Source organism: Aquimarina megaterium XH134 (assembly GCF_000520975.1).
In the GTDB taxonomy this organism is placed as follows: domain Bacteria; phylum Bacteroidota; class Bacteroidia; order Flavobacteriales; family Flavobacteriaceae; genus Aquimarina; species Aquimarina megaterium.
On sequence record NZ_JACB01000029.1, the window covers coordinates 122,033 to 148,250 of the forward strand.

The following is a 26,218-nucleotide window of genomic DNA, read 5'->3' on the forward strand; positions in this document are numbered from 1 at the left end:
AAAAACCACACTTTTTATGGTAAAAAAGTAAGGTCAATAGGTTTTTGACTTCTATTAACATTGTCTTAGTAAATCTTAACAAAAGAGTAACATGTAATATTGGTAAGGTGAACTGAATAAGCACGGCTAAGCCTACTAATTTATTAACCAAAATTACAGTTATGTTGCACAAATCTAAAAGATCCCTAATAGGGATCACATTATGTATTTTTCCATTTTTAAATGCGATAGGACAAGTTCCTGTAAATGGATTTTATCCTGAAAAGAATTCTTTTACGTTAGCGCCGAGTTATGGATACAAAAGTTATGATCAGTTCTATCGAGGGTCTACATTATCTGAAGGAAACCCTGCTGGTTTAGGAGAAATTTCTTCATCTATCATCTCTTTTTATAGCCAATATGCCATCACAAACTGGTTATCTACAACCGTTACCTTACCATATATTAGTGTCGAAAGTGAAGATGGAGCACTTGATCCCGTTCAAAATGTAGCACAGATAGATGGTATTCAGGATTTAGGGATTTTTCTAAAAGCCAAAATTCTGGGGAAAAAATTTGACAACTCTTCCCTAATAACTCTAGGAGGTGCTTCTGGAGTAACATTTCCTGTAGGGAATTATAAAGGAGGAGGCGTACTTTCTCTAGGTAATGAAGCTACCACTGTTAATGGCTCTGCTATATTTCAATATACCACTCCGTTTAAAATTTTTAGTGAACTACAATTAGGATATAGTATACGTAACAGTAATGATTTTGATATTCCTAATGCTATGTTGTACAGTGCCAAAATAGGGTACTATAATAAATTTCTTTATGTACATGCTAAACTTGACATACAAAACTCTATGTCGGGATATGATATTGGCACCCCAGAATTTGGCAATGCAGGAGGGCCCGCTATCTTACCCGAAACCGAAGTAGATTTCACTAATCTTTCTTTCGATTTTTATGTTCCCATTTACAAAAACGCTTTAGGTGTTTCTGCTGGTTACGGCACTACTCTAGATGGTAGAAATTATAATAAAGAATCTGTTTTTTCATTTGGATTGGTATACACCTCTAGATAGTATACATGATAAAGAATAACTCCCATCAAATACAAATATACTTGGTGGGGTTATGGTTATCTAACATAGATATTAGTTTGATGACACTAGAAACTTAATGTATAAGTCAGACACTTTCTAATAGTGACTCTAATTGATCTTCATTAATAGGTTTAATAAGATATCCAGAAACCAATTCAAATTCTTTAGCTTTTTCTGTATCTGTTGGATTATCAGACGATGATAAGATGTAAATAATAATATCTTTTTTAATTTCTGGAGTGATTGTAACAAATTCTTCCAGAAATCCCCAGCCATCCATAACAGGCATATTTATGTCTAGTAAAATTAAATCTGGTAACTTCTCTATTTTCCCAATTGTTGATCTTATGAAATTAATACCCTCTTCTCCGTTAGAGAATACAAGTAGTTTTTGATTAGGGCTAAGCTTATGTACGATTTTTTTTATGATAAACTGGTGAATGTTATCATCATCTATAAGACATAAAATATGGTTCTCCTTACTCATAATACAATATTTATAGTAAATTTAGTTCCTTTATCAAGTTCGCTATCAATAGCTATTGTCCCTTTTAAGGCTTCAATTTGAGATTTAATTATGAAAAGCCCTAGTCCTTTAGCACTAGCATTTTTATGAAACGTTTTTCTAAACCCGAATACTTTATCTCCATATTTATCTAAGTCAATTCCCAATCCATTATCTTTAAATATTAGTTGAATTCTATTATTTACTTTTTCAGAAGAAATATGAATGACAGGCTTTCTTTTGGAAGAGCAGTATTTTAGTGAGTTTGAAATAAGATTAAGAAATATACTTCTTAAATAAGCAATCGAATAGGAAATTTCTTCAACTTTAAAATCAGTAATGATTTTTGCCTGAGTCTCCATGATTTTTGCACTTAATTGCCTTTTTACTTCTATACATGTTTCTTGAAGAGAAATATTTTGAATAGTCATATCTGTAGATTCGTTAATCTGCACAACGTTTATCAAATCTTTCATTGTTTTATTAAGTACCTCTGCAGAGTTTTTGATCATATCTGTATAATTCATTTGCTCTTCGGTAAGCGTACTTTCTTCCAAAAATTTGGTAAGCATAAAAATATTAGCCACTGGTGATCTTAAGTTATGAGAAGTAATATAGGCATAGTCCTCTAATTGCTTATTTTTTGCTATCAATTCCTGTAATGTCGCTTCTATTTTTTGTTCTTGTCTAATGGCTTTTGTAATATTTCTGGCAATTCCAAATACTTCTCCGGTATGATCTAATGCAGTGGCGTTCCAATCTAACCAAACAATTTCTCCTGCTTTAGTAAGGTATCTATTCCTAAAGTTAAATATGGTAGTCCCATCAAATTGTTTTGCTGCTTCTGCAACAGTATTTTGTTGATCATCTGGATGTACAAATGCTAAGTAAGGCTTATCCATTAATTCTGTTTCGGTATACCCCATAATTTTACTCCATTGCGGGTTTAATTTGGTAAAATACCCTTCTGGGTTTGAAATGGTTATTAAATCCTGACTTAAATTAAATAAATCTTCTAATTGTCTATTTTTAAGTTTAAGAGCAATTAAATCTGCTTCTATTGAAGATTTTTCTGTCTTTTTTTGAGTTATATCTTTTGCGATAAGTAAAAAGCCTTCTTCATATCCTATCTTGGTTATAATAGATTCTAACCATATTATATCTCCCATTTTACTGATAAGTCTAACTATGAATGGTTTAGAATTAGGGGTTTGTAGTTGGTTCTTGATTGCTTGTTTGGCCTTACTCCTATCTTCATAGTGCACCAAAGTTAAATAAGGAATACTTAACAATTCCTTTTTACTATATCCCAATAAAACAGACCACTGAGGGTTTGACTCAACAAAATATCCATTATCATTTACTATTGTAATAAGATCATTATTAAGTACATTTTTTTTTATATATACAGAACTTGTTTTCATCGTATTGTCATTACAGCATTATATGAAATTTTGACATTGAAATTTATTAATGAGGTAGCCTAAAACAACTATCATTGTAGTTATTTGTTTTTAATATTTTGATATTAAAAAACCGGTCTCAGGGTAAGGTAAAACATTAGAATAATAGGGATATAATGTTTGTATTAAAGTTACTACAATAACACAACATAAACAACTGTAAATCAATAATAAAAAAAATAAAATTTACATCTTCTATTCATCATAATCAACTTAATAATTACTATCTTTAAATTATCCCTATTAAGAAAGTTACCCCTATTGAGAATTCTGAAGCTTATATTCCTTTTCAAAACATCTGAAGAGTTCTTCTTTTTATTACTACAACCCCATTAATATAAAAGACCTATTGAGCTTCTAAAAATTATGAAAAGAAAACGGTATTATTTAAAATCCCTTATTGATTCTAAATATTGTATTCCTGTTATTTGGGCTATAGGGTTATCACTCTCAATACTTTTGGCAAGATCCTATTATATCCTAGAGCAAAAAAAAATTGAAATCAAATTCAAGAATGAAGTTGATCAATTTGCAGCATCTCTGCACAGAGAATTCGAGTTAAACCTAGAGTCCTTACACACACTAGCCATATTATTCAAATCAAACGAGATTCCTAGTTATCATATGTTTATTACAGAATCTCAATCTATACGTAAAAGAAATAGTAGTTTTTTGGCTTTAGAATGGGTTCCCTGGGTAAAACATGAAATGAGATCATTCTATGAGAAAAAGCATCAACAAGAATTCTCTGATTTTAGCTTTTCAGAAAAAGACAGCTTTAATCAATTGGTAAATGCAAAAATCAGAAAAGAATATTTTCCTGTCTATTATGTTGATCCTTTCACAAAAAATAAAAATGCTTTTGGATATGACTTAGCTTCAGAAAAAGAGCGGTATAACACTCTTAAATCCTCACAATTACTGGGTAAGCCCCTTATTAGTGGAAATGTGAAATTAGTGCAAGAAAAAACAAATCCAGAAGGATGCTTAGCTTTTCTACCTATTTTTATTGAAAATGAATCCCAAAAAAACTACGACCCAAAAAACCTTAAAGGATTTGTACTTGGGGTTTTCAAATTTTCGAAAATCTTTGAAGCTGCTAATAACACCAATATATCTAAAGAAATTCAGATGTCGTTACTAAATCAAAAAAGCGGGATTTCTAAAGATACCTTATTTACCTATCAATCTAAACAAGTCGATACCCAGATAAATTTCACACATCAATTTGATTTACCAATTTTATGGGGGAAAAAATGGGTGTTAGTCGCCAATCCTACAATTACATATATAAAAAACGAAAGAACATCTTACCCTTTAATCATTCTAATAGCTGGAGTAGTATTCACCTCTTTACTTGTATTACTTTTTTATTCTTTCTCTAAAAGAAACACTCAACTAACACAACTTAATATCATGAAATCAAAATTCCTGTCTCTAATATCACATGATGTAAGAGGAGGAATAGGAACTATGGATGTACTTCTGAAACTAGTATTAGAAGATTTTGAAAGCTATGACAAAACTCAATTAAAAGAAATTATAAAATCTATTGAACAAAATACCACTTCTATTCATTTTACTTTGGAAAACCTTATTAGTTGGTCTAAAAATGATTTATTAGCGTTAAAACCAGAAAAATCTCTATTCAGTATTATCGAGTTATTTGAAAACATTACTGAATATTTTCAGCCTATTATAAATCTAAAAAACCTAACGTTTTCTACACATTATTTTACCAATGACACCTATATTCATGCGGATAAGAATATGATTTTAGCCAGCTTAAGAAATATCATCTCTAATGCTATAAAATACACTCAAAAAGAAGGAGAAATTCAAGTACGACTACGTCAATCCAAAACCAAACATCTCATTGAAATCGAAGATACAGGAATCGGTATGAACCCTGATGAATTAAATAGGCTTTTTGAATACAATAAGACTCATAAAAAAGAAGGTACAGGAGGAGAAAGTAGTACAGGTATAGGTTTATTGATCACCAAAGATTTTTTAGATATGAACGATGCTAAGGTTCATGTAGAAAGTACTCTTGGTAAGGGGACTACATTTAAAATCACTATCTAATTATATTTTGGTTACAAAATTGAGACACTATCCAATTCGAGTAAAATTCATTATTTTAACACCAGAAATGACTAAAAGCTTCATTAAAATGAAAAAACTACTCATATTTTTTGCATTACTATTCTTTTTCTCCTGTAAACAGCAGTCTAAAGAAGAAAGCATCCCACAATCAGAGAGTACAAAAGAGGTTACTGAAGAAATAAAACCTTCAGCAAAATCAATCAAGGAAAAGTTGAAAAAAGACGGGTTTAAGATCTTTGATTATATAGATGAAGAAACTGGAGATACTGTGATTATGCAACAATATTTTATTGCTTTCTTAAAAAAAGGACCTAATCGTTCTCAAAATAAGGAAGAAGCAGATAGTTTGCAAAAATTACACCTTGGACATCTTGGTAGAATGTATAAAGAAGGATACGCTGATATTTCGGGGCCTTTTGGGGATGATGGTGATATTCGCGGGATCACAATTTATAATACACCAACACAAAAAATGGCAGATAGCTTGGCTAACATGGATCCTATGGTAAAATCCGGCCGTCTAATTATCGAAATACATCCGTGGTGGGCAGCAAAAGGGTTTCCTTTGAGATAAGTAAATTAAAAAGAGTGAGTTCCTGATAAAACTAAGGAATCTCACTCTCTTTTTCATATTTTACATACTAAGCTAGCTAGTTTGACTTTATCGCTTCACAAAACGTTTAGTATATTGATTGTTCCCATCGCTAAATTTCAGGAAATAGATTCCTTGTTTTAAACTTCCGACATTTATAGTCGATCTATTTTTACCTGTTTCCGAGATAATTGTTTTTCCTAAAATATCTATTACCGAATACGAGACTTCTTCAGACCCTGAGTTGAATGATACATTAAGTATATCTCTGGCCGGATTAGGATAAAGTGTTACATTATTATTTTGTTTTGCAGCAACCGATCCACCAATCACAACAGTATAATCTTCGACCTCTCCATAATTAAATGATCCACAAGGAGAAGGAGATGTATTATACCTCATAATAACTCGCATTCTAGTCGTTCCATTGGTAGCAGACGAAGGTACTGTAAAGCTTCCACTTACCGTTGTGTTTTGGGTAGCAGATTGCGTCCAGACTTGTTCTCCGGCATCTGTAAAATCACCATCTTGATTATAATCTATCCAAACTCTATATGCTTCATTATATGTCGTGCCTGTCCAGGTTGGTGTTACCGTAATCGTATTTGAACTTCCTTTGGATAGATTTGTAGATTCTGATGTAAAATCACTATATCCTCCGCTTCCTGCGGTAGAAGTTTTATCAATAGACCCTAGTTGCACTCTACTAATATATTCTTCAGAAGCATTATTTCCATTAGCAGAACAATAGGTAACTCCACCACTTGTAGTGGTTACATTAACTGTACTACTAAATCCAGAAATGTTTCCAGCTGCATCTTTGGCCTTTACTCTAAATTGATATGCTGTATTAGCCGTTAGTCCAGTAATATTTGCTGAAGTACCTGTTACCGATGTAGCAATTGAATTTCCTTGATATACATCATATCCAGTCACACCAACATTATCGGTAGAGGCATTCCATGAAAGTGATACAGAGGTTGCTGCAACATTAGAGGCGCTTAATCCTGCAGGAGCAGAAGGTGCCTGTGTATCTCCACCGCTCCCAGGGTTATGTCCATCCACTATTTTGGTAGTACATCCAGGAGCCAGCCACTGGCAAATATTTGGATATGTTACAGATAAACGTCCATACCAATCACCTCTGTCGTTACCACAAGCAGCATATCCCCCGTGTAATTGGCCAACAATTCTTTTATTTTGATCAAAAAGAGCAGAACCCGAAGACCCTCCTTCTGTGGTTCCGTCATTCCAATCAGTAACTTGCCAATGTGTACTTCCAGAACCTCCTAAATATCCAGAAATAGAAGATGCATCATTATCAAATGATATTTTTTTAACATCACCTCTAGGATGATGAATACCCGTAGTTTGAGTAGGAATACTTCCAGTGGCATCCCATCCCGAATAATATACATTATAACTTGAAGGTGGTGTAGAAGACAGTTTTAATAATGCATAATCAGAACTCGATCCGCTATCCATCATCTGCGAACCAGAAATAGACTGACTTGTGGATCCATCAGAGTTATTGGTACACCCGGGAGATTCATAGTTAAACACAAAAACCCAATTGGTCACGTCACGGCCTGATGTACAGTGATTTGCTGTCAAAAAATATGGAGTTCCGTTGTTAGCTGTGTTATTAATTAAGGATCCAGAGCACCATCTGGTTCCGTTTCCTAAAATTACTAATGCAACAGATCTAATTTGATCTCTCCATGGATCTCCTTCCGAACAAACTACATTGTTATTACAAGATCCAGATTGTCCAAAGTCTTTTGCCATGTTCATTATACCTCTATAATCATGAGCAACAGTAGAAATATTTAAATCTGGTTGTTGTTTTACCTGAGCTGGTTGAAAATATTCTACTATAATTTTATCTCCTTTTACAGGAGCTAAACCTAATCGCTTTGAGCTCTTATTATTAGCAGAAGTAAATGCTCCGCGAACATCAGATTTGTCTCTGTTATAGACAAATAATTTACCTCCTTCAGGAATCTTGAAATTCGAAAAGGTAAGGTTAAGTGATAGTGCTCCTTTAGATTCAATCTCAATCAGCCAATACCGGTCACCTTTCGAATTGGTATACCATTTTCCAGAATTTTTTGGATTAAGATTCGTTTGATGAGCATACGCAAAACGCATTGGTACGTCTTTACTTGATTCTAATGCATCTTCTTTTAGTAGTTTAGCTACATCCAGTTTAGGTAATGTGACACCAGGAATTTGGCTTGATTTTGAAATACGTTCATTCGAGAACAAAGGTTCTCCTCCTTGGCCTATTTGGGAATAGGCTGTAATGCTTGAACATAAAAATATGACAAGCAATAAAATTGCATTTTTCATTGGTTTTAAGAGTTAAGTTTGAGTTATACGTTAATAATTAACGCTAGCTAGTTTGTAAAATGTTGATTCTAAGATAACAAGACAATTGTTCAAAATTTAACAATTTTATTATTTTAACACAAAATTGCAGTATTTTATATATTTCTTAACAATCTCATTATGAGGTTATTTACGTGAAAAAAACAGAAGAATTACGGGATTAAATCAAAATCAATCTTTGATTTCTATTTTCCGTTTTAATTCATTTCCTTTTTCGTCTAAAACGGTAATAATATGCATTCCTGGTTTTGGAGCTACAGGCATTTCATGAAACTGCTTTGTTGTGCCAACAAATTGATGATCTATATACCAAAACACACGGGTTTCGGGATTTGTATGTGCAATTTTAAGAATTACCTCATTAGTTTTACCATCAAATCCTTTGGGTAAATATACACTACTATTAGGTTTTGGAAAAATAAAATCCATTCGTTCCTGAGATTCTTTTATACAATCAGGTCGATATGGTGGTAAGGAACGATAACGAGAATTACCTGTTTTAAAAAAATACTCTTGCAACGGAGGTAGAACAAACCAAGATTCATGAATCATATTACCAACAGGTTCGCAAGAAGAATTTACTCTGTATTGCCCTGTCCTGTCCAAGTGTACTAATTGATGATATGGACAAGGTTTGGTTCTGGTTTCAGAAACGGGAACATCCATTAATTTGGTTGGGCAATTGCTACCCGCCAAAAAACCACTTTTAGTACAGACCGTAACAGTAATCAGATCATCATAAGGAGCAGGGAACCACTTAGATTTTGGTAATAGGTTATACACATCAAATAAAACAGGTGCAGCCGAATTTAATCCTGTGAGTTCTGGTCGACCTTCTCCGTCGGCATTACCAACCCAAATACCTACTACATATTTTTGGCTAGCACCTATTGCCCAAGCATCTCTGTTACCATAACTGGTTCCTGTTTTCCAGGCAATCTCTCTAGAAGAATCATAAAACTCCCATGCTTCATCACCTTCTGGTCTGTTTACTTTTTTCATAGCTTCAAAGGTCAACCAGATGCTACCAGCGCCATATACTGGTTTTTGTTGTGTTCTTTTGCCAAAATCCACTTCCCTTTCAGTCAAAACAATTGGTTCGGTAAATTCTCGAGTAAAATATTCACTAGAGGTACTTTGATAATGATTTAACGTACCTGCAAAACCTGCATACGTTTTACTAAGATCCCAAAGGTTTCCTTCTGCTCCTCCAACAATTAATGACAATCCATAGTGGTCAGCCCCATATTTCAAATCTCTAATTTGAAATGCGTTCATTTCATCTCTAAATCTCTGTAGGCCATATTTTTGCAACAATCGAACTGCTGGTATATTTAAAGAACGTGCCAAAGCTCGATTTGCTGCAACAGCACCACTATAGCCTTCATCAAAATTCTTGGGATTATACCCCGAAATTACTGTAGGAATATCAGAGACCAATTGTTCTGGTAACAATTCTCCTTTATCCATCATCGCGGCATATAATAATGGTTTTAATGTACTTCCTGTACTACGCCCTGCCTCGATAATATCTACATCTTTTTGATGTGTTTTATCTGTTGGTGAATTTCCTACATAACTTAGTACTTCTCTGGTATCAACATCCAAAATCAAAACCGCCATATTATGTACTTCATTTTGTTTTAATACCTCATAATGCCTTTTAACCACTCGGTTAACCTGTTTTTGTAGTATTGGATCAATTGTAGTTTGCACTCTTTTACCTAGATGCTTTTTGGCTAATCTTTCTAACAAATGCGGAGCTGTTTGTGGTAAAAAATAAGGCTTCTTAGGTAGTGTTTCGCTTATTGATAGTTGATATGTTAATGAATCAATGGTTTCTTCTTCTAAAAGCGTAAGAAGCAATCGGTTTCTTTTCTTTAATAATTTAATTTGATTTTTTCCAGGGTAGATTAAAGAAGGTGCATTAGGTAGTACTGCAAGTGTTGCTGTCTCTGCCCAGGATAATTGATGGGCTGGTAATCCAAAATAACGCCAAGCTGCCATATCGATTCCTACTACATTACCCCCAAAAGGAGCATGAGAGGCGTATAGTTTCAAAATCTTTTCTTTAGAAGCTCCAAACTCCAGTCGCGTAGCCAGTATTAATTCTTTTAGTTTTTCAAAATAGGTACGTTTTTTACCTTTTCGTGCCAAACGAATAACCTGCTGAGTGATAGTACTTCCTCCTCTAACCACTTTACCTGCACTACTATTTTCGATAATTGCTTCTCCCATCGCAACAGGATTAAATCCTAAATGTCGATAAAACTGCTGATCTTCAAATGCAATGATACATCGTTTGAATTTTTCGGGCACACTATCGGTCTCGGGGAAACGCCATTGCCCATCGGTTGCAATTTTAGCACCTAATAATTCACCGTTTCTGGTCTCAATTACTGTTGCAGTTGGATCATCAAATAATGGTCTTGGTAATAAAAAATAATATACAATTAACACTACTCCAAGAATTAAGAAGCGTTTTGGATGGGTTTTTATGTAGTTTTTTATGTTTTTAAGCAATGAACTCATCTTGACTTTTTCTATTTCCTAAAAAATGGTTGAATTTCACCCATATTTCGTTACTTTTCTTAGCCGTAGGCCCTGCTATGACTTTCAAAAAGTATCTCATCTGGTCAAATTTCACTTCATTTTCGGTTAAAAACAAAAAGTCAAGATGAGTTCAATGTGTATGATGGATGAATCTATATATTATTCAAAAAAGCATTTTAAACCTCTATTGATCTTCCTTCTGCTGTTTTATTCCCGTTGGTGTCAAAATAAAAATCAATTTGTCCCATATAAACCCCGCTTTTACCACATTGGTTAATAAGTACTTTCTCTCCTGCCACATTATCTACAACTGCTGGTTTCGGCAATAAAGTATGCGTATGACCTCCTATAATCAGATCAATATCTTTTGTTTTTTTGGCTAGGTGAAGATCAGAAATTTTATCCTTAGCATTTTTATACTCATACCCAATATGAGAAAGGCAAATTACAAGATCGCATTGCTGATCTTCTTTTAATACCCTTGTGATATCTTGAGCAATTTCAATAGGGTCGAGATATTGGGTTTCTTTATATAAATTTTTATTCACTAAACCTTCCAACTCTATTCCTAAACCAAAAACTCCGATTTTAATCCCTTCTCTAACTAATATTTTATATGGTTTTACGATACCATCTAGCACCGTATTTTTAAAATCATAGTTGGCTGATACAAAATCAAAAGTGGCATTAGGTAATTGGTTCAGTATTCCATTTATCCCGTTATCAAAATCATGATTTCCAATGGTAGCAAGATCATAGTTTAGTTTTGACATTAGTTTAAATTCAATTTCCCCACCATAATAATTAAAATATGGAGTGCCCTGAAAAATATCCCCTGCGTCTAATAAAATAGTATTCGGATTTTCTTTTCGTACTTTTTCTATAATCGATGCTCTTCTGGCAAATCCTCCTAATCCTGGGTATTTATAATGATTATTTGGTAGAGGATCAATCTGGCTATGTACATCGTTGGTATGTAGTACTGTTATCTTTTTTGATGCTGGTTTAACACAGGACACTAAACTTCCCCCTCCTAAACTAGCTAAAGCTGTTGCTGATACTATTTGCTGTATAAATCTTCTCCTATTCTGCATATCTCATTCTTTTATCCAGTTGTACTTTTATGGTGTCTATTGATTTAAAATAATCGATTAGTGCATTTCTAAATTTATAATCTGTTTTGTATAACTGTATAGGATCTTTAAAGAAGTTCATACTATCTCCTCCTTGTTGCAAATAATCTGTAGTAAGTACTAAATAGGTTTTATCTTTTTGCAATGGTTCTCCATTAATAGCTAACTTTTGTACTTCTTTTGATTGTTTTACAATACTGAGTTGTAAATTAGAAACAGGGTGCGCTTGTTGTTTTTCGATCAAATAAGAAACTAGCTCCTGTACTTTTTCATAAGATAATTCTGCTACTACCAATTCATTTTCAAAAGGCATTACTTCAAAGGCTGTTCTTGCAGTTACCGGCCCTTTGAGTATTGGTGCCCGCAGACCTCCATGATTTAATAATACAAAATCAATTTCTTTATTATATCTTTTTTTGAAAATCGGTTCTACCTGATGTAAAGAAATATCTGCTGTAAGGTTCCCTAATTTGCTTTCTAATTTTCTATCGTGTTTAGTGAAATCTACTGGAGCAATACACAGTGTAGCATCCAAAGTTTTATTCAAATGATCTCGGAAAGGTGCAATAAATGAATCTATAGCTTTATCTGCAATTATTGTAGAATCAATTTTTTGTTGAATTGCTGAGATCTTATTTACAGAAACCGATTGTTGCTTACAGGAACAAATACTTATCAAGCAAAAAAGGCCTGGTAAAAGCTTATAAAACTTAGTATTCATATATTTTTCGATTTTTCAACAATGGTAATAAAAAAAACAGTACGTTGCTTTATGGTTAAGTTAAAATACCCACTTTGCAATATCAGGATAATATAGATGCATAATGTTGTACTACAGGAAAAGGGTCATAAAAGTGATGTAATAATTTTTTCCATTCCTGATACTCTTCAGATTTTCTGAAACCTGTTTCATGATCCTCTATCGTTTCCCACTCAACCAACAGTAAATATTTATCATTTTCTTCTATACATTTCAATACATCATGCCTGATATATCCTTTCATAGCAGAAATGATTTTTTGAGCTTCTTTAAAAGCTTTGGCAAAAGCTTCTGATTCTCCTGGTTTTATATATAAAATCGCTTGTTCTAAAATCATTAGTTCATCAAGCTAATTTTTATTTATTTAAAATGGTTTCTATTTTAGAAAATGAAATTTTATTTATGTTTTTAGCATATGCTCCATAGACCATCTTTTTTTTGAGATCAACATCCAAAAAACCAACTTCACATGCAAAGAAATCATAATCTCCTTTTTTTCCATTTTCAGAATTCTTCCAGATTTTGTTTGGCGCAATTAAATAATGGTTCCCAATTTTAAAATAATCAGTATATGGCCGACATAGCATTCCGTTATCCCCCCAAATCTGTATGATTTTACGGGTATCTTCACCTTTGTATTTTTTTATAACTTCTACTTTCATCGCCAAAGGCATTTTCTTCGATTTCCCATCATCTTCAAATTCTAAAAATTCAGAATACTCAATTACTTTTACCAAAGCAACAAACCCTCCTGTTGAAACTGAAGAAAATGAACAGTCCCCATCACAGTCACAATCACAAGCAAAGGATTGAGTAGAGTACAACCCTAATACAAAGAGCATGATATATTTAAGCAGGTATTTTTTCATAATATTTGTAACATTTTATTTAGGTTAAAGAGCTTATTTATAAATCAAAACCCATTCATCTACTTCACTACCTCAACCCATTTCCCTTTACTTCTTACTAAATAACTATTATCATACATCGCTTCGCATTGGATACCTGGCAGATAATATTTACCCAGGTAGGATGCATTTAATAAAATGGTCATCGTTTTACTTTCATTTGGTTTTAGATCAAAATAGAAATTTACTCTATCATCACGTATATCGGTATGTGTTACTGCATTGGCTTTAAACGATCCGAAATCTGTAAATCGAGTATTGACTATTTCCCACCCAGATGGGAAAATTTCGGTTAATGCAATATCTTTTACTTTAGAACCAGTAGTATTCGTAATGGTTACTTCTGCCACAAAATCTGTTCCTTGAGTTAATAGTATCGGATTAATAATATTACCATCTTTTGTTTTATAATCTACAATTGCTTTAAACTTGCTTTGAATTACTTTTTCCTGACCGACAGGTAGAATTCCGCTTGTTGCAATTTGCACAAAAATGGTGTTATCCTTATTGTTTTTAAGAATCAGTTTATTGTCTTTTAGAATAGAGAGTTCACCAGAGGTAGCTAATGTTTTATCTGTATTGGCATTTGTTGATTTCCCGTTAAGAATATAGTTTATGTTTACTCCTTTCCCACCTACATAGGCTGCATATTTTGCCATTGCCATTAATGCGTAGGATGTAGTTTGTGTACTCATCCAGTTTTTAGAAGATAATTCTTTTGCCAAATCTACTGCTACTTTCTGAGCCTTCGTTTTTTGGTCCAAAGCTACAAGTGTCTCTAGTGCCATTGCTCGATTTCGACTGGTAGAGCCATAGGTATAGTGACTATTATTTCTGGGCTGAAAATCAATATTTGCCGAATTAAGCAATTGGTTTGCTGCTTTTGTCTGAGTAATTAATCCATAAGCTGCGGCTAATCTCAATTTGGCATCATTAGATAATCCCGAAGTCTCTCTTAACCTGTTCATTGAAGATAGATCAGGACTACCGGCAAGAGCTAATGTATATAATCGATAGGCTTGCGCCAGATCATTATTACCACTTCTCCATCGTTTAGCCTGTTGCTGTTGGTAATTAATCCAGTTACTTTTAAAGCCTATTGGTAATACGTATCCTTGTTTATTTGCTTCTAGCAAGAAATGACCAGCATAGGTTGTTCCCCAATCATTAGGGTTACTATATCCAGGCCAATATGACATTCCTCCATTAGGTTGTATAAAACGTTTTAGCCTATACATTGCGGCTTCTATATTTTTCTGTATTTTCTGCTTTTTATCAGATGATAAATTGAATACATCACCAAGATACAATTGTGGGAATGCGGCTGAAGTTGTTTGTTCAACACAACCATGTGGATAACGAATTAGATAACTTAATCTACTTTCAAAATTCATTGGTGGTAATGATGAGAACTCAATTGTTGCACTATTACTTCCATCAATTCCAAATGCTGCAAAATCTACTTCCTGTTCACTATTAGGTTCTAAAACAATCGATGTAACTTCTGTTGTCATTGGATTTGGGTTCACTATATTGATTGGAACCTTGTATGATGCTTTTTCTCCACCACCACTAGCCACTACTTCGATATCTGTAAGTGAAGCTCCTTCTAGCACTTCGATATCAAAATAGGCCATTTTCTCATCGGGTTGAGGAAATGATAGTTTTTGTTGTGCCTCACCAATTACTGTAAATCCTTTGTTAGGTTTTAAAGTAACAGTTACGTTTTTCACTTTATTTTCCATTGCAAAAACGGTAACCGGTATGGTTACTTTTTCTCCAGGAGTAATTTTACGAGGAATCGAAGTCAGAACCATTAGTGGTTTACGTACTGGTGTAGTCTTGTCTACACTACCATAAGCTGCTTTTTCGGCATCTGAAGCCACAATCATGGTACGTACAGATCCTACATATTTTGGAATTTTAATTTTATGAGCACGCGTCTCTCCTTTTTTAAGTTCAAATGGCCCTTCAAAGACAACCATGGGTTTAAATCGGTTCGCTTTTTTTGATTTGCTACCACCCGCTTCTGCATCACCACCAATACTAAATACCTGATTAATGCTTCCTCCATAGGCACCAATTACATCATCATATACATCCCAGGTTTTTACTCCGAGTGCTTCACGTGCATAAAAACTATTCCAGGGATTTGGTGTTTTAAATCGTGTTAAATCTAATAAACCTTCATCTACGATAGCAATAGAATAGGTCATAGGTTTACCATTATTTTCTCCAACTTTCAGCGTGATTGTTTCTTCCGGTCGTAATACATCTGGCATTGTTAACTTAGGTTGCACCTTAGTATTTGGGTCTTCAACAGAAATTGGAACGATCCCGTACAAACGTATCGGTAAATCGTTTGCTGTATCTGCATGTGGTTGTAATAATGTGATATGTATATACACATTGGGAGTGTATAATTCTTCGATGGGTAATTCGAACTTCGTTTCTCCTTTTTGCGGAGTTACCCATTGTGAAGATAGTACTTCGGTACCGTTTTCTACTGTCACTAATGCTCTTCCTCCTTCACTAGACGGAAAGGTTACAATAGCTTTCTCTCCAACATTATAGGTGTTTTTATCTGTCGAAAACAATAACATTGTTGCCGCCGAAGGATCATTTTTACGTGATTTCCCAGCCCAACCTGGCCAATCGATATACATTATTTTTCCGGTAGCATGTCCTCCATTTGGGTCTACTACTCTTACTAGGTATCTTCCCCATTCTGGGTATTTTAATTCAAAATTAAAGTTGGCTTTACCATTACTATTAGTTGTTACCTTGGTCTTGAATACTTCGTTATGATATGATCCTCTATTATAAGAAGACAGATTATCTTCTGATGTATCCCACCACCATCTCCAATCGACTTTATAGATAAAGACCTCAAGGTCTTTGGCCGATTTAGGGTTTCCTTTGTCATCTACAGAGACAACTTCAAAATTATGTTTTGTATCGGTTAACAACATCCCTCGTGCTTTGTCTCCTTTAGGAACATTTACTCCAATATAGGTACTATATGGAGAAAATTCTTTACTAATCACATCGGTACTAAAATCTCCCCCGTTTTCATATACCTTCGTAATAAAAGAAGCTTTTAGCATTCCTGCTGCTTTATTTTCTAGTTTTGGCCTAAGGTTAAAACTCGTTTTTCCTTCGTTAGAAATTTGCCCTTGAAATACTTCTTGTTCCTCAGTTCCAAACCTACGGGTTGGATCATCAAAAACATATCCCGGGAAGGTTTTAAAACTGGTTGTTTTTGGATTGAATCGAACATTTATATCTGTTTTCAGGTTTTTTGCTATTGCGCCATGCAACCATAATACTTCGAGATTACCTTGTATGTTTTTATTAACTCCCAAAACTTCATCATCAAAAGTCGTTTTGATTTTAAGACGATTAGGTTTTATGGTTTCAATTTTAAGTGTTTTACTAAAATTAGCTCCCCCAACATTAACTTTGGCTTGCCAATTACCGGTAGGCGCTTCATCAGAAGTATGTACAACAAATTTGTAGAAATTGTTGATCCCATTAGTCTTTGTTTCCTGGTAAGTTACTTTACCATATGGATCACGTAATTCAAATTTTACTGGGTGTCCTTTGGGTAATTTATTTGCATTATCATTAAGCATAAAAGACAAAAATAAAGTATCTCCAGGACGCCAAACACCACGTTCTCCGTAAATATATCCTTTGATTCCTTTTTGCAATCTCACTCCAGAAACATCAAATTTGCTTACCGATAATGCATTCCCATCATTTAATTTTACATAGGTTTGCTGTTTTCCGGATTGGGCAATAGCAAAATATGCCGGGCGATCTGCATCAAAACCAGTTATTCCTTCTGCATCGGTAGTCGCCACTCCCATCTCTTGTTGCTGATAATTGTAAAAAGTTACTTTTGCATTTGATACAGGACTGGTAGTAATAATATCATTAACCGTAACCATATATGCATTATTAAGCCCTTTTTTAACGACTACTCCCAGATTAGAAGCTAATACATTTGCACTAATCTTTTTATCTCTAAAGTAAGAAGTGCTACATGGGTTTTCTCTTTCTTCCCAATTATAATCGTAGTAATCATCATAGTAATATTGAGAGCTATCCCAAAAACTAGATTCCTCTTCTTCGTCATAATTATCTGTTAATTCATCGATTGGAGTATCATCTGTAGCCGCGCCATCACATTTGTAAAGCGAATATGCTTTACGATAATTTAGTTCGACTCTATAGATTGCTCCAGGATCTGGTGTAATGAGCTTTTTTAAATCAATTGCAAAAGCATTCCATTTGCTAAGGTTTAAAGATGGATTCTCCTGAAGATTAATTAGTTTTTTGGCAATTGGTCTTGCTACACTTCTTAAATCACCAGAACCGTTAAGGTTATTGTTTTGTAAAAACTGAAGGACATTATTTTCAAAGACTTTAACTACCTGTACTTCGACAGCACGAAGGTTGATCGCTTCAAAATTAAATTTCAGATTATCCGAAGTCGGTAAAATCACTCCGCTTTGCAGTAAGCGAATCTCTGGATTTGGTTGTTGAAAAGATACTTTTTCGGTATATGTGTTCTTTAATTTATAGTTATCTGTACTTTTAATTCCTTCAAAAACAGTTACCTCTAATGTTCCTTTAAGCTCTTGTTTTGGATATACTTTAAGAACATTACCTTGTACAGTATATTTTAAGTTTTTGGCTCCAGAGATGGTAACCAGACCATTAAAGTTTTGATTTTTCTTAAGTGGATCAGAAAAATTAATCTCTACATATTGATTATCTACATTAGCAACCGAAACACTAATTATAGAAAAATTATTCTTCCCAGGAATGGATAATACATCCTCGCCTTCTGTGTCTATATCGAAAGATTTACCAGACCATTTAATAGTAACTTCTGAATCTTCTTCATAACGTTGAATACTATCTATTCTGAAACTAAACTGACGGCTTTTATCGATGGATTCACTAAATTTTACGGCTACTTTCTTTCCTTTTTGCGAAGCAGTAATAAGTTGCTTTGCAACATCAAATTTCATTTGATCACTAGATGTTATTGTTCCATCTATATATTGCCAATCTTTACTATACGACTGAAGATTATCAGTAATTATCGAAAACTGTTGCTTTAATGTTTTCACTGTAAAAACAAATTCTTCATCTAGATCGTCCTCAAAATCTTTAACTAATTCTTCTAGATCTAGAGTAAAAGTGTAAGCTGTGTCCTCGTCAAACCCTTCTTCTGGTTGAAAAGAAATAGTTCGATTATTTACAGCAATAATTTTACCTTTTACTTTTGGTGAGACAGTGAGTATATCTTTTGGTAGTTCTTGATTATCATCCCAACCTTCTACTGGTGTTTGTAATACGACATACACATTATCCAAAACCGAAATTACCCCCGAAGATACATCTGAGATATATTCTTGATATTTGTTTAATTCTGAAGCATTTGCCTCAGCTATAGATTGATCGTCTTTTTTTTTACAAGAAAATGCGAATGCTACAAAAAGTAACAGATAGAGAATTCGTGATAATTTCATATTAGTCGATGTTTAGCGGATTAAAGGTAGTAATTATTAACTGTATTCTACACCATCTCAATCTGCTTAAAGTTGTAAATTTCAATTTTATTTTTTAATCCTTTATAATCTGTCTTTTTTGACACTTATCCAACATCTATAAATTCACTTATTTACAGTTAACCTGAAAAATAGGTTTATCTTCAATTTTATAATTGACTGATTTAGCAAAAGTACCTGTACACAATTCATATTTATAGATGATCGATATATCGAAAAATGCTTCGTCATCTGTTCTATCCTCATTTCCTTCTTTATAAAACCCCGGAATAATATATGCTTGCTTTTCTTTGTCAAAAACATGGCTTGCATTTATGTCCTCTTTAAAGGGATTATATGAAGGATTATAAAAGAGCGCGTTTTCAGAAGTATTCTTATTGGCTATTGCTCTAATAAATTCTATATCCTCTCCTTCTGTTGGCAAAGGGCGTTTTTCTGAATATTCGTTTTCATCTATGTATAGTTTGTTGTCTTTTAATGTAGTATAAAAAGGATACACCTCATTTTCTCTAGTAAAAAAACAAGCTATAAAATCATTAAATCCTTTGATATTAAAATTATATATAGCCGTATTCATTCTTTCATTTATGGCCATAAAAGAAATCAAATCAGAATCCTTTTTAAAAGTTTCTACATAAGGATAACCAAAACAGTTAGCGTCATCATTAAATACCTGTTTCATGATATAGTGATCATCTTTTGATTTTTTTAGACTCATAAAACTTCGTGATTCTTCAAAACCTGTAAAAAAGATCTTTAAACTGTCTTGTATCTTTTTATTATACCTCCCATAAAGTTCGAATTCATTTTTCTTAGTGTCTGGGGTAAACAAAAAAGTTTGATCTTTATCTATACGCCAACTTCCCACCTGCACACCTCCAAAATAAGTAATCACAAATTTGCCATTTTCTAAAACAAACAGATGACTTCCTCCTTCTGGAGAATGAGAGCCTAATGCATATAAACCAACTATATTTTCTTTATTTTGAGCCATACCTTTATTCATCATACAGATTATTACAAAAATCAATATTCTTTTCATCAGCTTATCATTTATACAATTGTAATTATTGGATAAAAGTAATGAGATTTTTGGTTCTATTTCCCCCAGAAAATAGTGAATTTTTGCTCTACAATATCTTCAAAATAAAAAACCCTCCTTAGTATAGGAGGGTAAATTTTTAAAATTAAAAACAGGAGAATTATTCTTTATAAATTCCTATAGTAAGATCTCCGGTAGCGTTCATTGTTGCACGATACATTCCGGCAGTATTAAATTCCATAGTTACATTACCTTTATTATCTATTGCTACAATTCCTCCTGTACCACCAAGATCGGTAAGCTTTTTCTGTATTACTTCTTTGGCAGCTTCCTCAAGAGAAAGCCCTTTATACTCCATTAATGCTGAAATATCATGTGCCACCATCGCTCGTATAAAATATTCTCCCCACCCTGTACTTGAGACCGCACAAGTTGCATTATTAGCATATGTTCCTGCTCCAATAATCGGCGAATCTCCTATACGATTCCATTTTTTATTAGTCATTCCTCCTGTAGAGGTTCCTGCAGCTAAATTTCCATTTTTGTCTAATGCAGCACAGCCAACTGTCCCGAATTTAGAGTCTTTTATAAAGGGGTCATAAAAAGCCGTGGTTTTATTTGCTTCTTTGTTTTTTAGTTTTTCTTTTACTCTCTCTAGCGATTTCATGCGGTCTTCTGTAAAGAAATATGCTGGATCAACAATCTCAAGGTTTCTTTCTTTAGCAAATAATTCGGCTCCACTACCTGATAATAATACATGAGGAGAATTAAGCATTACTTCTCTAGCTAGATTGATTGGGTTTTTAACAGTTTTAACTCCTGCTACTGCCCCGGCATTAAGGTTACTACCATCCATAATAGAAGCATCTAATTCATTAGTTCCTTCATTAGTAAATACTGCTCCCTTACCTGCATTAAATAATGGAGAATTCTCAAGGACATTTATCGTTTTCTCAACAGCTTCAAGGCTGGTCCCTCCATTTTTAAGAATGGTATGTCCTACTTTTATTGCTTCTTCGAGTTTAGCTTTATAAGCTGCTTCTTTTTCTGGAGTCATATTCTTTTTCAAGATAGTTCCTGCTCCACCATGAATTACAATTCCAAAACTATCCTCTGGTTTTTTAATTTCCTCCTTGGCAGTTTCGACAATAGGTGTTTCTGCTGTTTCCTTTGGCTGTTCTTTACAAGCCAAAAACAAAATAAAACTAAAAAAGATGATTACTCTTTTCATAATTAAGATAATTTGTGTTTACAATAATCGATTAAAGCGATTCTCCCTTGAAAGAATCTGAAGGTTAAATGTATACTATTTCCTCCATTATCTTCTAAAATTATTGATTTATTTAACTCAATATCATAAGGTTGATGTTGCCCCCCTTCAATCGCTATGTTGTCGGCATATAATGATATTCTATTGTTTGATTTCAACACAGGTTTTATCCTACCCATAATCCCTGGTGTTTCCCCAGATTTATTAAGGATTACAGAACCTGATCCTTTTAATTTTTCAATAGTTACTTCTATATCCTCCTTTGGGTTAATATTTTTGAATAGTACTGCCGGATATTCTGGATGAGCAATAAGCACAGTATATAATTTACGTGTTCGAATAATAAAATGTGCCAATCCTTTTTCATCAGAAAACCCTTCAAGATATGTAGAATTATTAGCGACTAAGACCACTTTGGCATTTTTAATCGATTCTTCTTTTTCATTTACCACTTTAATAGTAAAAATGAAAGGTTTTGGATTGATCAGGGTAGAAATTTTTGACCATTTACTTTTCAAAAAGGTTTGATCTTTTTTTAGTTTTTTTTCGATCAGCCCCGCAAACTCGTCTGGACTTCTATCTTTCAAGTTAATATATCCTACAGTTTTCAATATCCCAGGAATCTCTGTATCATCAAATCTAGCTGGCAGAATATACTCTCTACTTTCCTGAAATGCCCTTGCTTGCATAGAGGCTCTCTCATGGTTGGTCCATAATTTTTGATTGTAAAACCCTGATATAAATAGTACTGTATATCTTGCCCTGTTTTGATAAATCTCGGATAAATATTCATATAAGTTTTTACCCCATAAGTTTGTTTCCTCAAATAGGTCATAAAACACTTTGATTCCTCTTATCCTGAGGCTATTCGCAACCTCCTCTACATATGCTCTATTCTCTCCAGCAAAAGAAAGCGCAACATCATATTCATAATTCTTGTTTTTCATCACTGACTTCTTTTTTTTTAACCTAAAACTGACTAATTCTTACTAAAAATTGCTACTACAAAATTACTTTGTTTATTTGGAATATTTCCAATTTTTATAGGAAATATTCCAACAAAACTTTTACTTTTAAACCGTAAAAACAGGTGAGTTTAGCGCTATAAAGTGAGTGATAATAAGGGATAAAAATCAAGAATAAGATCTGTATCATCTAGAGCATGATGCAATGTAGAAATGGTATTTTGATGTGTTATACCATCTCCGAATTGAATTTACCAAAAAAGTAACCGAGCTAAAACAGTTTTTTAATCGTACCAAAAGTGCTCCAAAGTCGAATAATGCAGAAGAATAGATGAAAAAGACCTTTCGGTGGGTCAAAAAGACGTTCGGTTAGACAAGAGAGTCTCAAATTTAGAGGTTAGGGTTTCAAAATTGAGTGCAGGAAGCCTAATTTTAGAGAACATAGGCTTAAATTTAGACATTGGTCACCCAACGTTGAACCTCTAAAGCCTAAATTTTCATCGAAAAGGTTCAACTGAAGGTCAAAAAGACGAAATCTTTGAAATGTAAAAGTGGAAAGTCTCCTAATAGGAAAAAGCCTTATCTTGTTTTTTAAGCTCTTTCTTAATTCCTTCATAAACATCATTCTTAAGTATTATATTTTCTTTCCTAGAATAAGCCTTTAAAGAAGCATAATACATTACGTTAATAATTTCTGCACCTGTAATTTCGTATTTATCGGCAATTTCTTTCCAGTCAATATCACTATTACATTTCATATCACCTGGAATACTCTGTACCCACAATTTGTACCTTTCTGATGTCCCTGGCATAGGGAAATGAATAATATTATGAAATCGTCTTAAGAAAGCATCGTCTATGTTATTTTTGAAATTAGATGCTAGAATTAGAAGCCCTTCAAAATCTTCAATACGTTGTAACAAATAAGAAACTTCTTGATTTGCTGCTCTATCATTAGAAGTATTGACCCCAACTCTTTTATGAAATAGCGCATCTGCTTCATCAAAAAACAAAATCCAACGTTTACGCTCTGCTCTTGAAAACACTAATTCGATGTGTTTTTCGGTTTCGCCTATATATTTTGATATTACCAATGATAAATCAATTCTATATACCGGAATATCAAACTTATTCCCCAATAAGGATGCGGTTAAGGTTTTTCCGGTTCCTGGTTTACCATAAAAAAGGACTCGGTATCCTGGCTTGATTTTCCTTCCGAATGTAGGGTCTTTAAATATCTTATCATGATGATTCATCCAAACTTGAATGTCATTTATTTGATCTTTGGTTTGAGGATGCAATACTAAATCCTCCCATAACATAGAAGTAGAGATTTTGCGTGCAGGAAATTCTATACTGTGAACTGGTGCAGCTTCTTGCCCTAATAAGATTAACTCTAACCAATCTGCGTCTGGCGTGAGGCGTCCACTCATATTCGGCTCCTTATTTGACACAGAATCTACTTGTAATAATCCGTACTTGGCAAATAAAGCATCACTACCAAATATTTTCTGAAAATGTAATCTTTTAGAGATATTCATACCTGCTAATAAAAAAAGTGCAGTTTCTCCTGTAGGTAAAATACCTCGATGATGTTGTCCTTTTACTCCTCCAAAAGCTATAAATTCACCTCCCTGCGGAAGTGCTTGAGCCATAATATCTTCAAGAAACCCAGGTCTGATATAAGGAGCAATACCTAATAAAAGCACCAGTTTTTCTTCAAATAAAAAAGCATCGTTTATTTGTAAAACCTTATCCAAAACTGGTGTAAACGAAATATCATCATATTTTGCCAGATCGATTTCCGAATTTTTATGGGCTGTAGTAATTCGCTCTATTAATATTTTACCTAATGAATCGAGGCACTTATCAAAATCGTCTTCATAAGAGGGAACTATTTTCAGATTACCTTTTATTCCTTGCATATCTTAATATATAAAGTGTATTGCTACTTACTTGGCAATATAGAGCACAATATTGCTAACACGTATTTTGTTCAAGATACTGCATATTTGATATTTAAAAAAGAGTGTTTTGCCCCTTATTGCTCTGCGTCTGGTGTAGGAGCTGGAGTTGATTCGTCTTCACAATCCAAATCTACAGCAACATGAAATGGGTCCAAAGCATCGCTGGCCGCTTGTACTCTTGCTTCTCTTGAAGCTGCATTTATATGATGCAAATTCTCTACATACTCCTGGATACCAGCACTACATCCTGTGTAATCGATAGGTAATGTTACACTACCATTATATTGGTTAAAAGCAGTTACATGATCATCCTCATGAGGAGACAGGACGTTATCGATTGCATTTCTTACTCTTTCATGTTGACACTCTGTTAGCCCTTCGGGAACATCTGGTAACGTAATATTGGTAGATACACTATAATCTACTTGTAACTGCCCGGTATAATGCCAGCAATCCCCCTCTGCACAATTCACACAATCTTCTGAGGGTGTTCTACTTAAACTTCTTGTCGAACCTGTACCACCATCAAAAGTAGCATCTGTTCTTCCTTCAAAAGTTACAGAATTTGCATAGGCTGTTTTGGCAAATGCTTTCCCAAAAGTTTGAAAATCTGGAATACTTTCTGGAACCATTATCATCTCTTCCTCTTGCTCGGCCTCTTTCTCCATTGTTTCAGAATCGGCCGCAGAGGTTTGTTGTACTCCTTCTTCTGTAGTTGGTTCTGCAACTTCTTCCTCTTCTTTTGTTGCAGGTTCTGTAGCATCTTCTTCGGGCATCATCTGGATTATATGTTTTCCGTTTTTTTGCTGCTGAATATGTTTTAATTCATGAGCTAATAGTTTTTTTCCTTCCAGGCTCCCCTCTTTGTAATACTCACTATTAACTACAATATGATTTTGCCATGCAAAGGCTTTAGCTCCAATTTCTTTGGCAGCACTAGCTGATTCTTTATCGTTATGCAATTTTACATCTCCAAAATTATCATTCATTCTGCTTTCAAAAAATGCTCGATTGTTTTTTGATAATGAACTTCCTTTACTATCGATAGTATTCATATAAGAACCAAAGAAGTTCTTAGAAGCTGTAGTTGATTGTCCATCAGATTTCTTTTGCACTTCTTTTTTGTCTTCATCCTTACATTTTTCACATTTGCGCTGTACTTGTGATTCAAAGAAATTATCGTTCTGTTGCTTTTTCTTAGAAGGTTGTTGTTTTTTTACCCTTCGTTTTCTAAATGATTTATGTTTCATGATTTCTTACTTTAATTAGAATATTTGGTTTAAATAGTAAATCATACGCTTGTAGTCTTCTCCTTTCGTATCAATGATGTTATAACGCCATCCCAAAAAACCTTTGAATTCAATTAGTTTATCCAGATATTCTTCAAAATTTAATGGAAATGTGCTAAAGCCTGTAGCTCCTTTTTCAAGAGAATATAGATTTGTATCTATGAAGTTGTTTTCGATTAAGAAACCTACCTTCCTATATTCATCATGTTTTTCAAAAACTCTGAACTGTTTGAGGTCTTCCCAACCATCTTTTTCGAAATTTGCAGTCCAATACTCATTATCAAGAGCACTATCAAAGAGTACCATTTTACCTAAGGTATTTATATTTATTTCTCCGTATAATTGTTCATCATTTTTATCATATTTCTGAATCTCTGAATGGGCATTTAGATCACATTCCCATCTTATTTTAACAGATGAAATCGAATCGTAAAATTCATGTATCATCTCATTCAATTTAAAATCAATACTTTTAAGTATAATTTCTTTCAAACGGATGTTTGTAGATTTTCCTATTAACCCATTACTTACTCTTAAATAAGGATTCCTTTTCATATCAATTAATAGCTTATCGAATTTTTGTATAGTACTCCTCATA

General features: G+C 33.6%; 18 protein-coding genes. 3 read left to right on the top strand and 15 right to left on the bottom strand.

The genetic code is table 11. The features are described 5' to 3' along the window. Window positions 1-161: 161 nt before the first annotated feature. A complete protein-coding gene (locus Z053_RS0114920; protein ID WP_025665812.1) occupies window positions 162-1,067 on the top strand; it encodes a hypothetical protein in 906 nt (301 codons plus the stop codon). A 106-nt stretch (window positions 1,068-1,173) separates the two neighbouring features. Here the strand turns inward: Z053_RS0114920 and Z053_RS0114925 are convergent, their stop codons facing one another. Both Z053_RS0114925 and Z053_RS0114930 read right to left on the bottom strand, forming a co-directional pair. Next, entirely contained in the window at window positions 1,174-1,575 is a 402-nt protein-coding gene (locus Z053_RS0114925) for a response regulator (RefSeq protein ID WP_025665813.1), read from the bottom strand. Further along, window positions 1,572-3,017 (bottom strand): sensor histidine kinase, encoded by a 1,446-nt coding sequence (locus Z053_RS0114930; protein ID WP_025665814.1) that lies wholly within the window; start codon window positions 3,015-3,017, stop codon window positions 1,572-1,574. Before Z053_RS0114930 ends, Z053_RS0114925 begins: the two co-directional genes overlap by 4 nt. Window positions 3,018-3,422: 405 nt before the next feature. Here Z053_RS0114930 and Z053_RS0114935 point away from each other — a divergent pair, with 405 nt between their 5' ends. Together Z053_RS0114935 and Z053_RS0114940 are read left to right on the top strand one after the other, a co-directional pair. After that, window positions 3,423-5,144: a CHASE domain-containing sensor histidine kinase gene (locus Z053_RS0114935; RefSeq protein ID WP_025665815.1), complete on the top strand. Its 1,722-nt coding sequence runs from the start codon at window positions 3,423-3,425 to the stop codon at window positions 5,142-5,144. 88 nt (window positions 5,145-5,232) lie between these two features. Further along, the gene (locus tag Z053_RS0114940; RefSeq protein WP_025665816.1) at window positions 5,233-5,739 is read left to right on the top strand and encodes a YciI family protein; all 507 of its coding nucleotides are present in this window, start codon (window positions 5,233-5,235) and stop codon (window positions 5,737-5,739) included. Between the two features lie 87 nt (window positions 5,740-5,826). On the opposite strand, the gene Z053_RS30215 is transcribed toward Z053_RS0114940, so the two are convergent. The 13 genes from Z053_RS30215 to Z053_RS0115010 all read right to left on the bottom strand — a co-directional run bounded on the left by Z053_RS30215 (window position 5,827) and on the right by Z053_RS0115010 (window position 26,217). Then, entirely contained in the window at window positions 5,827-8,109 is a 2,283-nt protein-coding gene (locus Z053_RS30215; protein ID WP_025665817.1) for a GEVED domain-containing protein, read from the bottom strand. Window positions 8,110-8,319: 210 nt separating this feature from the next. Beyond that, window positions 8,320-10,680, bottom strand: coding sequence for a penicillin-binding protein 1C (gene pbpC, locus Z053_RS0114950; RefSeq protein WP_035096250.1), 2,361 nt, complete (start codon window positions 10,678-10,680; stop codon window positions 8,320-8,322). A gap of 197 nt (window positions 10,681-10,877) precedes the next feature. Next, the gene (locus Z053_RS0114960) at window positions 10,878-11,795 is read right to left on the bottom strand and encodes a bifunctional metallophosphatase/5'-nucleotidase (protein WP_025665819.1); all 918 of its coding nucleotides are present in this window, start codon (window positions 11,793-11,795) and stop codon (window positions 10,878-10,880) included. Then, window positions 11,785-12,555: a 5'-nucleotidase C-terminal domain-containing protein gene (locus Z053_RS0114965; protein ID WP_025665820.1), complete on the bottom strand. Its 771-nt coding sequence runs from the start codon at window positions 12,553-12,555 to the stop codon at window positions 11,785-11,787. The genes Z053_RS0114960 and Z053_RS0114965 overlap by 11 nt, the downstream gene beginning before the upstream one ends. Window positions 12,556-12,637: 82 nt before the next feature. Further along, window positions 12,638-12,931, bottom strand: coding sequence for an antibiotic biosynthesis monooxygenase family protein (locus tag Z053_RS0114970; protein ID WP_025665821.1), 294 nt, complete (start codon window positions 12,929-12,931; stop codon window positions 12,638-12,640). Window positions 12,932-12,950: 19 nt separating this feature from the next. Further along, window positions 12,951-13,463 (bottom strand): hypothetical protein, encoded by a 513-nt coding sequence (locus tag Z053_RS0114975; protein WP_025665822.1) that lies wholly within the window; start codon window positions 13,461-13,463, stop codon window positions 12,951-12,953. A 59-nt stretch (window positions 13,464-13,522) separates the two neighbouring features. Beyond that, window positions 13,523-19,048, bottom strand: a complete 5,526-nt coding sequence (locus Z053_RS0114980) for an alpha-2-macroglobulin family protein (RefSeq protein WP_025665823.1) — start codon at window positions 19,046-19,048, stop codon at window positions 13,523-13,525. A gap of 148 nt (window positions 19,049-19,196) precedes the next feature. Further along, window positions 19,197-20,129, bottom strand: a complete 933-nt coding sequence (locus tag Z053_RS0114985) for a hypothetical protein (RefSeq protein ID WP_152538317.1) — start codon at window positions 20,127-20,129, stop codon at window positions 19,197-19,199. A gap of 160 nt (window positions 20,130-20,289) precedes the next feature. Next, window positions 20,290-21,360, bottom strand: coding sequence for an isoaspartyl peptidase/L-asparaginase family protein (locus Z053_RS0114990; protein ID WP_025665825.1), 1,071 nt, complete (start codon window positions 21,358-21,360; stop codon window positions 20,290-20,292). Between the two features lie 2 nt (window positions 21,361-21,362). Further along, the gene (locus Z053_RS0114995) at window positions 21,363-22,346 is read right to left on the bottom strand and encodes a toll/interleukin-1 receptor domain-containing protein (protein ID WP_025665826.1); all 984 of its coding nucleotides are present in this window, start codon (window positions 22,344-22,346) and stop codon (window positions 21,363-21,365) included. 581 nt (window positions 22,347-22,927) lie between these two features. Beyond that, the gene (locus Z053_RS0115000; RefSeq protein ID WP_025665827.1) at window positions 22,928-24,289 is read right to left on the bottom strand and encodes an ATP-binding protein; all 1,362 of its coding nucleotides are present in this window, start codon (window positions 24,287-24,289) and stop codon (window positions 22,928-22,930) included. A 116-nt stretch (window positions 24,290-24,405) separates the two neighbouring features. Further along, complete coding sequence (locus Z053_RS0115005) at window positions 24,406-25,581, bottom strand: eCIS core domain-containing protein (protein WP_025665828.1); 1,176 nt, start codon at window positions 25,579-25,581, stop codon at window positions 24,406-24,408. Window positions 25,582-25,596: 15 nt separating this feature from the next. After that, a complete protein-coding gene (locus Z053_RS0115010) occupies window positions 25,597-26,217 on the bottom strand; it encodes a hypothetical protein (protein ID WP_160170103.1) in 621 nt (206 codons plus the stop codon). Between the last annotated feature and the right edge of the window lies 1 nt (window position 26,218).